Raw genomic sequence first — 10537 nt, forward strand, 5'->3', positions numbered from 1 at the left:
AGGGCACCAATGACGAGCTCGAGATCGGACGATGAGGTTCATGAGCGTTGAAGCCGAGGTCACCACAATCGAAGAGGCGCTGGAGCGCGTCGACGCCGCACACCGGGCGGGCGTCGAGAGCCTGATCGCGCAGATCGACGGCGAGGATCTGCGCGAGCGCGAGCCGCGCGACGTCATCGGCGCGGCGATGTCGATGCACGAGCTCGCGGCCACCCGCGAGCCCGGGCAGATCCTCGTCTCGGCCTTCACCCCCACGCTGCGCGAGCACGGCTGGACGTCGCGGCGCACGATCGTGAACATCTGCACCGACGACTCGCCCTTCGTGGTCGACTCGGTCAGCATGGCGATCGCGCGGCAGGGCCTGTCGGTCCACCTGCTCACGCATCCGGTCGTGTCGGTGCGGCGCGACGATCGGGGGGCCCTGCTCGAGGTCGGCGTGCCCGGCGGCGGACTGGAGTCGTGGATCCACCTCGAGGTCGACCGCGTGCCCACGGAGGAGGGCATGGCCGAGCTCGAGGACCGGCTGCGCCGCGTGCTCGCCGACGTGAAGGCCGCCGTCAGGGACTGGCGACCGATGCGACGCGCGTGCCTCGACATCGTGACCGACCTGCGCACCGACCCGCCGCCCACCGTCGACCCGTCCCGGATCGAGCGCGCGGCGGAGTTCCTCACGTGGCTCGCGGACAACAACTTCACCTTCCTCGGCTACCGCGAGCACGTCCTCGAGACCGACGAGAACGGCGAGGAGGTGCTGCGCCCGCTGCCGCACACGGGCCTGGGCATCCTCCGGAAGTCCACGACCGCGGTCGCGCACCTGCGCCCCGAGGCGCAGCGCACCGCGAGGGAGCCGCGCCTGCTCACCATCACGAAGGCCAACTCGCGCGCCACCGTGCACCGCGACGTCTACCTCGACTACATCGGCATCCGCACGTTCGACGCCGACGGCAACGTCACCGGCGAGCGGCGCTTCCTCGGCATGTTCACCTCGGTCGCCTACGCCTCGTCGGTGACGACGCTGCCGCTGGTCGCCGCGAAGGTGCGCGCCGTCCTCGACGCGTCCGGCTTCTCGCCCACGTCGCACTCGGGCAAGGACCTGCTCCAGATCCTGGAGCAGTACCCCCGCGACGAGCTCTTCCAGGACAACCCCCGGCATCTGCTCGAGGTCGCCAGCCAGGCGCGGCAGCTGATCCAGCGCAGACGCGCACGGGTGTTCCTGCGCAAGGACGAGTTCGGCCGGTTCGTGTCGGCGCTCGTCTTCCTTCCCCGCGACCGCTACAACACCACCGTGCGCCTGCGGATCCACGCGCTGCTCCAGGAGGTGTTCGGCGCCGCGCAGGTGGACCACACGACGCGCGTCGGCGAGTCGCCGCTGGCCCAGCTGCACTTCATGCTGCGCATGCCCAAGGGGGCCTCGGTGCCCGACGTCGACGAGGCGTGGCTCCAGGTGCGGCTCGAAGAGGTGATCCGCAGCTGGGACCAGGCGCTCGTCGACGCCGTGCACGCGGTGCACGACGAGGAGTCGTCCGCGATGCTGCTGAGCCGGTACGGCTCGGCGCTCCCCGAGTCCTACAAGGAGAACGTCACGCCCGCCGACGCCGTGGAGGACCTCGCGCTCCTCGACAGCCTGGAGCACGGCGAGGAGTTCGAGGTGCGCCTGTACGGGCACGCCGTCGACGATCCCGACAAGCGCTTCCTCACGGTGGTCTCGCACCGGCAGTACCCGCTGACGCAGGTGCTCCCGATCCTCACCGACCTCGGCGTCGACGTCGTCGACGAGCAGTCGTACGTCATCGCGCTCGCCGGCGGCGAGAAGCGTTACGTCTCCGACTTCGGCCTGACCGTCTCCGGATCCCCGCTGTGGGCGGATGCCGCGTGGCGGGCCCCCTTCGAAGAGGCGTTCCGCGCCGTGTGGACCGGTGCCGCCGAGAGCGACCGCCTGAACTCCCTCGTGCTGCGCGGCGACCTCGACTGGCGGCGCATCGTGATCCTGCGCGCGATCGGCATGTACCTGCGCCAGACCGGATCGGCGTTCTCGGTCGAGTACATCGACGAGGCGCTCCTGGAGAGCCCGGCGATCGCCGCCGGGCTGATCGAGCTGTTCGAGCTGCGCTTCGACCCGGACGTCGCCGGCGATCGCGACGCCCGCGCGGCCGAGCGGGCCGAGGCGCTGCGACGCGACCTCGACGGGGTGTCGAGCCTCGACCACGACCGCATCCTCCGCTCGATCATCGGCGTGATCGAGGCGACCCTGCGGACCAACTTCTACCAGCGGGATGCCGCGGGCGACCCCCGGCCGTGGGTGTCGATGAAGCTCGACTGCGCGCGCGTGCCCGGTCTGCCGCATCCGCTCCCGATGGCGGAGATCTGGGTGTACTCGCCCGAGGTCGAAGGCGTCCACCTGCGGTTCGGCAAGGTCGCGCGCGGCGGGCTGCGCTGGAGCGACCGGCGCGAGGACTTCCGCACCGAGGTGCTCGGGCTCGTCAAGGCGCAGATGGTGAAGAACGCCGTCATCGTCCCGACGGGGTCCAAGGGAGGCTTCGTCGCGAAGCGCCTGCCGGCGCCGACCGATCGCGCGGCCTGGCTCGAGGGCGGCCGCGCCGCCTACCGCACCTTCATCCGGGGCCTCCTCGACGTCACCGACAACCGCGACGGCACCGACATCCTCCCGCCGGCGGGGGTCGTCCGCCACGACGACGACGATCCGTACCTGGTCGTCGCGGCCGACAAGGGCACGGCGTCGTTCTCCGACATCGCCAACGGCATCTCGGGGGAGTACGGGTTCTGGCTCGACGACGCGTTCGCCTCCGGCGGCTCGGCCGGCTACGACCACAAGAGCATGGGCATCACCGCGCGCGGGGCGTGGGAGTCGGTGAAGCGGCACTTCCGCGAGCTCGACCTCGACACGCAGACCCAGGACTTCACGGTCGTGGGGATCGGCGACATGTCCGGCGACGTGTTCGGCAACGGCATGCTGCTCTCCGACCGCATCCGGCTCGTCGCCGCGTTCGACCATCGCCACGTCTTCGTGGATCCGAGCCCCGACGCGGCGTCGTCGTTCGCGGAGCGCCGCCGCCTGTTCGAGCTGCCCGGCTCGTCGTGGGACGACTACGACCGCTCGCTGATCTCGGCCGGAGGCGGGGTCTTCCCGCTCTCGGCGAAGTCGATCCCGGTCAGCGCCGAGATCGCCGCCGCGCTCGGCCTGGAGCCCGGCGTGACGACGATCACCCCCGCCGAGCTCAAGCGGGCGGTGCTGCTGGCGCCGGTCGACCTGCTGTGGAACGGCGGCATCGGCACCTACATCAAGGCGAGCAGCGAGACGAACGCGGAGATCGGCGACCGCGGCAACGACGCCATCCGCGTCGACGGCCGGCAGCTGCGCGTGCGCGTCGTCGGCGAGGGCGGCAACCTCGGCGTCAGCCAGCGCGGCCGCATCGAGGCGGCCCTGTCGGGGGTGAGCATCAACACGGATGCCATCGACAACTCCGCCGGCGTCGGAACCAGCGACCGCGAGGTCAACATCAAGATCCTCCTCGGCGCGGTCGGGCGCGACGGCCGGCTGGACCGTGCGGATCGCGACGTGCTGCTGCGCTCGATGACGGACGAGGTCGCGGCGCAGGTGCTGCGCGACAACTACGAGCAGAACGTGCTGCTGGGCAACTCGCGCTCGAACGCGGCGTACATGCTGCCCTCGCACGAGCGGCTCATCGAGTGGCTGGAGGCGCGCGGAGAGCTCGACCGCGACCTGGAGTTCCTGCCCGGCCGCGCGGAGATCGCCCGCCGGGCGGAGGAGGGACGCGGCCTCACGAGGCCAGAGTTCGCGGTGCTCGTCGCGTACGCGAAGCTCGCGCTCAAGGCCGACCTCGCGGCGACCTCGCTCGCCGACGACCCGTGGTTCGCCCGGACGCTCGCCGAGTACTTCCCGGGCCCGATCCGCGACGCGTACGCCGACGACCTCGCGGCCCACCCCCTGCGCACGCAGATCATCGTCAACTCGGTCGTCAACTCGATGGTCAACCGCGGTGGGATCACCTTCGCGTATCGCGCCGCCGACGAGACCGGCGCGTCGAGCGAGCAGATCGCGCGCGCCTACGTCGTCGCGCGCGAGGTCTTCGACCTGCGCGGGTTCGTGTCCGGCGTGGAGGCGACCGACAACCTCGTCACGACCCGCGTGCAGACCGGCCTGTACGTGAGCTTCCGACGGCTGCTCGACCGGGCGACCCGCTGGATCGTGCAGCACCGGCCCGACGGCATCGACATCGGCACCGAGATCGACGCGTTCGGCGAGCCTCTCGCGCGGCTCCTCCCGCGACTCGGTGACTTCCTCCGCGGCGACGAGCTGCGGAACTTCGACGAGGCCGTGCAGGGACTGCTCGCGGCCGGCGTGCCCGCCGATCTCGCGCGACGCGGCGCCGGGCTGCTCGCCTCCCTGCCGCTGCTGGACGTCGCCGAGCAGGCGCGCCTGCACGGCTGGGACCTCGACGAGGCGGCGGGGATCTACTTCGCGATGTCGGCGCGGATGCGGTTCGACGAGCTGCTCACGCACGTGACGGCGCTGCCGCAGGACGACCGCTGGGCCGGCATGGCGCGCGCCTCGATGCGCGACGACCTGTACTCGGTGATGATCGCGCTCACCGCGTCGGTGATCGAGAACACCCCGCCCGGCGACGTCGAGACGCGCGTGGAGGCGTGGGTCGGTCGCAGCGGCGCGCACGCGCTGGAGGTCCTGAACGAGGCGCTCAACGCCGCGGGCGCGGGGGAGGGCGCTGCCCTCGCCACGCTCTCGGTCGCGCTGCGCCGGCTGCGCTCGCTCGTGCGATAGGGCCGGCGCGGCGCGGCACAGAGTCGGAGATCTGCACACCTTCGGATGCCAGGGCGCCCCTGGCATCCGACTCTGTGCAGATCTCCGACGATGTGCGGCGCTGCGCGACCGGATGCCGGGGCTCGCGTCACACGGCCATGAGCCCGCCGCGGCGCGCGCCGTGCAGCTCGCCGTGCAGCCGCTCCATGCGCGCGTCGAGCGCGGCCGCGGAGTCCGCGGCATCCTTCAGCTCCGACAGGAGCCCCTCGGGGACCGCGCCGTCGTACTTGTAGTAGATCTTGTGCTCGAGGCTCGCCCAGAAGTCCATCGCGATCGTGCGGAACTGCACCTCGACCGCCACGTCGACGCGGCCGGTGGAGAGGAACACGGGCACCTCGACGATCACGTGCAGGCTCTTGTAGCCGTTCGGCTTGGGCTCGGCGATGTAGTCCTTCACGATGCGCACGGCGATGTCGTCCTGCTGCGTGAGCAGGTCGAACAGGCGATAGGCGTCCTTCACGAAGCTCGTCGTGACGCGCATGCCGGCGATGTCGGTGATGTGCTCGCGGATCGAGTCGAACGTCGGGTCGACGCCGCGGCGCACGAGCTTGTCGATGAGGCTGTCGGCCGTCTTGACGCGGCTCGAGACGTGCTCGATCGGGTTGTAGTCGTGCATCAGCTGGAACTCGTCGCGCAGGATGCCGATCTTCGTCTCGACCTCGCGCAGCCCGAACTGGTACTCGAGCAGGAACCGCTGGAACTCGTCGCGCATCGCGCGCAGCTCCTCGGGAGTGAAGGTCGCCAGCCCTTCGTCGGTCACGACGGCCAGGTTCTGCGTCTTCGCGTCCATGCCCTCGACGCTACCCATCCGGCATAGGCGGATGCTGTGAAGGAGCGGCGCGGCGGACGGGAGCGCGACCCTCCAGACGGCCCGCTCGCTGCATAAGCTGGTGGTCGGCCTGCCTGTCCGTGACGTCGTGCGCACACGGCCGGGTTCCCGTCGAGCTGGAGGACTGAGCCGTGCCCGATCGCCCCGAGATCGTCTGCATCTGCGGATCCGCCCGGTTCGCGGGCGAGATGCGCGCGGCCAACCGCGAGCTGACCTTCGCCGGCCTCATCGTCGTGGCACCGGGCGAGGTCGAGGCCGGCGGGTCGGTCACGGACGAGCAGAAGACCGTGCTGGACGCGCTCCACCTGCGCAAGATCGATCTCGCCGACCGGGTCCTGGTCGTCAACCCCGGCGGCTACGTCGGCGAGTCCACGACCAGGGAGATCGCGTACGCCCGCGCGAACGGCAAGCCGGTCTCGTTCACCGATCCGGTCTGACCGGCAGGCGCTCCGCGACCGCGGGCGCCCCGATATCCGAGGGAGAAACCCATGGCATCCACCGGCTCGAACCCCGGCACGCATCTGCGGCTGATCTGGCCGGAGTGGCAGGGCGCCGGCAGCACGAGCGTCGAGGCGCTCGCGCCCGAGTTCCCGTTCGACGTGGCCCGACGCTCGTACACCGTCGGCACGCGCGTGCTGCAGGCCGTGCTGCCCCCGCACGACGGCCCGACGGCGGTCGTGCCGGTCGGGCTCGGCGACGAGGGTCTCGAGGAGCGCGACGGCATCGAGGCCAAGACCGCCGTCCTGGCGCAGCTCGACGCCGCGCTCGAGATCATCCGCGACCACGATCCGGAGCGGATCACGACGCTCGGCGGCGACTGCGGGGTGAGCATGGCGCCGTTCGCCGCGCTCGCCGAGCGGTACGGCGACGACCTCGCGGTGCTGTGGGTCGACTCCCACCCCGACATGGGCACCGGTGAGACCGAGTACGCGGGCTACCACGCGATGGTCGTCTCGGCCCTCACCGGGCACGGCGACCCCGAGATCCTGGAGCGGCTGCCCGCGACCCTGCCGGCGAGCCGCGTCGCGCTGGTCGGCATGCACGACTGGACCGACCCGTCCCTGCCGCCCCTCGCGGACGAGTGGGGGCTGACGGTGTTCCCGCCCGACCGGCTGCGCGACGACAGCGCCGCGCTGATCGAGTGGCTGCGCGGCACCGGGGCCTCGAAGGTCGCGATCCACTTCGACGTCGACACGATCGACGCCGACGAGGTGCAGCTCGGCCTCGGCTACGACCGCGGCGGCCTCACGAGCGCGCAGGCGCGCCGGGTCGTCGCCGACATCGACGTCGAGGTAGACGTCGTCGCCCTCACGGTCGCGGAGTACATCCCGCGCCAGGTCATCCGCGTCCAGCGCCTGCTGGAGGGCTTCCCGCTGCTCGGCTGACGCCGGTCCCGGCGTCCGCGGCTCAGTCCGCGGCGATCAGCCGGCGGGATGCCGTGACCTCGGGCCCCAGCATCCGCAGCTGCGCCGTCAGGTCGTCGGCGGCGGCGTGGAGCGCGTCGTCGGTCATGGGCGCGAGCGCGTCGAGGATGAAGACGGCGGCGGTCGTGGCACCCGTCAGCGCGGTGCGGCGACCCTGCCGCCAGTTCCAGCGGCGGCACGTGACGCCCGCCTCGTCGGCCCACACGACCTCGCCCGGCTCGGGATGCTCGACGACGGTCTCGCCGTCGACGGCGGTGTCGAACGGCTCGGCACCGGTCGCGCGGACGAGCCGCGGCGCACCCTCGTAGCGCGCGAGATCCTCGCCGCCGAGCGGCACCCGGTGCAGCACCGAGATCGCGTTGTAGACGTCGGTGAGCGGGTTCACACGCGGCAGGCCTGTGGCGGCCCGCCGCATCAGCGACTCCAGGCTGTTGCGGGTGCGCTGCGGCTTCGCGCCGAACGCGCGATACGCGTCGCGCCACGCCGCGACGTGCGGCACGTCGGTCACCGGCACGTCGGCGAGGGCGTCGGCGGCGGATGCCTCGGCCCGCGCGCGCAGGTCGTCGGCGAGGTCGACGCCGCGCCCGGGCTCGATGCCGTCCACGGCCACCAGGACGACGCGATAGTCGGGGCGCAGCGCGAACACCGCGGGGTCGACGTACGCGGAGGCGAGGAAGCCGTCGAGGTCAGGCATGGGGGTTCTCCGATCGCGGGGCGCCGACGCGCGGCTCGTGGACGGTCAGGGCGAACCGCGCGGTCTCGGCGCCGGGGTTCGCGTACGAGTGCGCGACGTCGCCCGGGAACGCGAGGGCGTCGCCGGCGGCGAGCGCGAACGCCTGCTCGTCGACGGTCACCGTGACGGTGCCGGCCAGCACGTGCAGGAGCTCCTTCGTGCCGGGCGTGTGGGCCTCGCTCACGTGCTCCTCGCCGGGCTCGAGGGTCCAGTCCCACAGCTCGACGACGTCGGGGGGCTGGGTGCCCGCCATGAGCGCGGCGCGTCCGCCCGCGGGCCCGGTCCACAGCACGGCGGCGTCGCCCTGCCGGGTGACGGCGACCCGGCCGGTCTCGGGGAGCGCGACCAGGGCGGGGAGGCCCACGCCGAGGGCGTCGCTCAGGCGCAGGAGCGTGCCGATGCTCGGGTTCACGGCGCCCTGCTCGACGTTGACGACCATGCGGCGGCTCACGCCCGCGACCTCGGCCAGCCGGTCGAGCGTCCAGCCGTGGCCCTGACGCTCCTGCCGCACCCGCGCGCCGATCGCCGCGGCCAGCGATTCCGCGCTCACACCCATGCGTGCATGATAGTGCACTCGCGCTCGCGCCCTGTTTGCACCTCCGCGTCCGGGTCTCCCGCCTTCCGCCGAGTCACTGTCTCCGCGCCCACTCACTGTGCTGCACCGCAGTGACTCGGCGGTCGCGCAGTGACTCGCGGTGCGATGGAGGGTGGCCGGGCGACGGTCGTGATGGGGAGCGGCGGGATCGAGGCGATGGCGAGGGTCGCCGGGGCCCGGCCGCGCAGTAGGTTGGGAGGGTGAAAGCCAGCCCCGCCGACCAGCGCCGACTCCTCGACCTCGCCTCGCTCGACGCGGTCGCCCGCCAGGCCGATCACGCGCGCAAGAACCCGGCCCAACACGCCCGCGTGCAGGAGCTGCTCGCACAGCGGCAGGTGCAGTCGGCCGAGCTGACGCGCCTGCTCGGCATCCGTGACGACGTCAACGCCGAGCTGGCCCGGCTGGAGTCGGACGTCGCCCTCGTCGAGGCGCGCGCCGCGCGCGACGCCGAGCGGCTGCAGAAGAGCTCGAACCCCAAGGAGGCGCAGGGCCTCGAGCACGAGATCGCGTCGCTGGCCAAGCGCAAGTCCGACCTCGAGGACGCCGAGCTCGAGCTCATGGAGCGGCTCGAGTCGGCCGACGCCGAGATCGCCGCGCAGGAGGCGCTCATCGCCGCGACCAACGACGAGGGCGCACGACTGAGCGCCGAGGGCAAGAGCGCGGTGGCCGAGGCATCCGCCCGCCTCGAGGCGGCCACGCGCGACCGCGCCGCCGTCGCCGGCGGCCTGCCCGCCGACCTCCTGGCCCTGTACGACCGGCTGGCCGCGCTCGGCATCGGCGCGGGGCTGCTGCGCCGCCGCACGTGCGAGGGATGCCACATGGTGCTCAGCGGCACCGACCTGCACACGCTCGGCCAGGCCGCCGAGGACGACGTCGTGACGTGCCCGGAGTGCGGCTGCATCCTCGTGCGCACGGAAGAGTCCGGCCTGTAGGCCGCCCGCGGCGGCGATGAGCGGACCCGTCTGGCGCGTCCTCGGCCGCGACGCAGAGGGGGCGACGCACGCCGTCGACCTCGCCGCGGACGGCACCGAGACGGCGCGGCATCGGCCGACCGACCTCGCCGCGTTCGTGCGCGCGAGCGCGCCGGACGTGCGCTGGGTGTGGTCGGACGCCGCCCGGTGGTACCCGCCGCTCCTGGCGCGGGGCGTCGTCGTCGAGCGCTGCCACGACCTGCGGCTGTGCCACACCATCCTGCGCGGCAGCGCACTCGTCGCCGACCGGCGCGCGCTCGCCGGCCGGTGGGATGCCGTGTCCGCACCCGCGGCATCCGTCCGCGACGACGCCCTCTTCGGCCTGGACGACGAGACCGACACGCTCGACGGCCTCGACGAGACGCTCGCGGAGCTCGCCCGCCAGCGGGCGGCCGTGGACGGGTCGGCCGATCCGGGGCGGTTGCGGCTGCTGCTCGCGGCGGAGTCGGCCGGCGCGCTCGTCGCGGCCGAGCTGCACGCGGCGGGACTCCCGTGGGATGCCGCGACGCACGAGGCCGTGCTCGCCGACCTCCTCGGACCGCGCCCGGCGGCAGGCGCCCACCCGGCGCGGGTGGAGGAGCTGGCCGGCCGCGTGCGCGAGGCGCTGAACGATCCGACGGCGAGCCTCGACTCGCAGCCCAAGCTGCTGCGGGCCCTCCACCGGGTCGGCGTGCTCGCGCAGTCCACGAGCAAGTGGGAGCTGGCCGACTACGACCACCCGGTGGTCGTGCCGCTCCTGGAGTACAAGAGGCTCACGCGCCTGCTCACGGCCAACGGCTGGGCGTGGCTCGACGAGTGGGTGGATGCCGGGCGCTTCCGCCCCGTCTACGTGCCGGCGGGCGTCGTCACCGGCCGCTGGGCGTCGTCGGGCGGGGGAGCGCTGCAGATCCCCCGGCAGCTCCGCGCCGCGGTGCGCGCCGACCCCGGCTGGGTGCTCGTGAGCGCCGACGTCGCCCAGCTCGAGCCGCGCGTGCTCGCCGGCATGTCGCGCGACCTCGCGTTCGCCGAGGCGGCGCGCGGCGCCGACCTCTACGCGGGCCTCGTCGCCCGCGGCGTCGTGCCGTCGCGCGACGAGGCGAAGATCGCGATCCTCGGTGCGATGTACGGGGCGACCACCGGCGACAGCG

Annotated in this window: 8 protein-coding genes; 5 read left to right on the plus strand and 3 right to left on the minus strand. The window is 72.9% G+C overall.

Features of this window, described 5'->3' with window-relative positions; genetic code table 11:
- Positions 1 to 40 precede the first annotated feature (40 nt).
- Entirely contained in the window at positions 41 to 4819 is a 4779-nt protein-coding gene (locus WML84_RS02835; protein WP_347344632.1) for an NAD-glutamate dehydrogenase, read from the plus strand.
- A 127-nt stretch (positions 4820 to 4946) separates the two neighbouring features.
- Here the strand turns inward: WML84_RS02835 and WML84_RS02840 are convergent, their stop codons facing one another.
- Positions 4947 to 5648, minus strand: coding sequence for a GTP pyrophosphokinase family protein (locus WML84_RS02840; RefSeq protein WP_347344633.1), 702 nt, complete (start codon positions 5646 to 5648; stop codon positions 4947 to 4949).
- Between the two features lie 170 nt (positions 5649 to 5818).
- Between WML84_RS02840 and WML84_RS02845 the strand changes: the two genes are divergently transcribed.
- Both WML84_RS02845 and WML84_RS02850 read left to right on the plus strand, forming a co-directional pair.
- Positions 5819 to 6124: a hypothetical protein gene (locus tag WML84_RS02845; RefSeq protein ID WP_347344634.1), complete on the plus strand. Its 306-nt coding sequence runs from the start codon at positions 5819 to 5821 to the stop codon at positions 6122 to 6124.
- 51 nt (positions 6125 to 6175) lie between these two features.
- Complete coding sequence (locus WML84_RS02850; RefSeq protein WP_347344635.1) at positions 6176 to 7072, plus strand: arginase family protein; 897 nt, start codon at positions 6176 to 6178, stop codon at positions 7070 to 7072.
- Between the two features lie 22 nt (positions 7073 to 7094).
- Here the strand turns inward: WML84_RS02850 and WML84_RS02855 are convergent, their stop codons facing one another.
- Positions 7095 to 7805, minus strand: a complete 711-nt coding sequence (locus WML84_RS02855; RefSeq protein ID WP_347344636.1) for a phenylalanine--tRNA ligase beta subunit-related protein — start codon at positions 7803 to 7805, stop codon at positions 7095 to 7097.
- Positions 7798 to 8400 carry a cupin domain-containing protein gene (locus WML84_RS02860; RefSeq protein WP_347344637.1) on the minus strand — a complete coding sequence of 201 codons (603 nt, stop codon included), beginning with the start codon at positions 8398 to 8400 and terminating at the stop codon, positions 7798 to 7800. The genes WML84_RS02855 and WML84_RS02860 overlap by 8 nt, the downstream gene beginning before the upstream one ends.
- Before the next feature lie 239 nt (positions 8401 to 8639).
- On the opposite strand from WML84_RS02860, the gene WML84_RS02865 reads away from it, so the two are divergent.
- Together WML84_RS02865 and WML84_RS02870 are read left to right on the plus strand one after the other, a co-directional pair.
- Positions 8640 to 9371 carry a C4-type zinc ribbon domain-containing protein gene (locus WML84_RS02865; protein WP_347344638.1) on the plus strand — a complete coding sequence of 244 codons (732 nt, stop codon included), beginning with the start codon at positions 8640 to 8642 and terminating at the stop codon, positions 9369 to 9371.
- A gap of 16 nt (positions 9372 to 9387) precedes the next feature.
- The coding region (locus WML84_RS02870) for a bifunctional 3'-5' exonuclease/DNA polymerase (RefSeq protein WP_347344639.1) at positions 9388 to 10537 on the plus strand (1150 nt) is incomplete at its 3' end.

Source organism: Microbacterium sp., assembly GCF_039812165.1.
Taxonomy (GTDB): domain Bacteria; phylum Actinomycetota; class Actinomycetes; order Actinomycetales; family Microbacteriaceae; genus Microbacterium.

Coding starts and splice junctions, on each gene's coding strand:
- WML84_RS02860 (WP_347344637.1), bottom strand. CDS start 8,400: ATGGGTGTGAGCGCGGAATCGCTGGCCGCGGCGATCGGCGCGCGGGTG.
- WML84_RS02855 (WP_347344636.1), bottom strand. CDS start 7,805: ATGCCTGACCTCGACGGCTTCCTCGCCTCCGCGTACGTCGACCCCGCG.
- WML84_RS02835 (WP_347344632.1), top strand. CDS start 41: ATGAGCGTTGAAGCCGAGGTCACCACAATCGAAGAGGCGCTGGAGCGC.
- WML84_RS02850 (WP_347344635.1), top strand. CDS start 6,176: ATGGCATCCACCGGCTCGAACCCCGGCACGCATCTGCGGCTGATCTGG.
- WML84_RS02840 (WP_347344633.1), bottom strand. CDS start 5,648: ATGGACGCGAAGACGCAGAACCTGGCCGTCGTGACCGACGAAGGGCTG.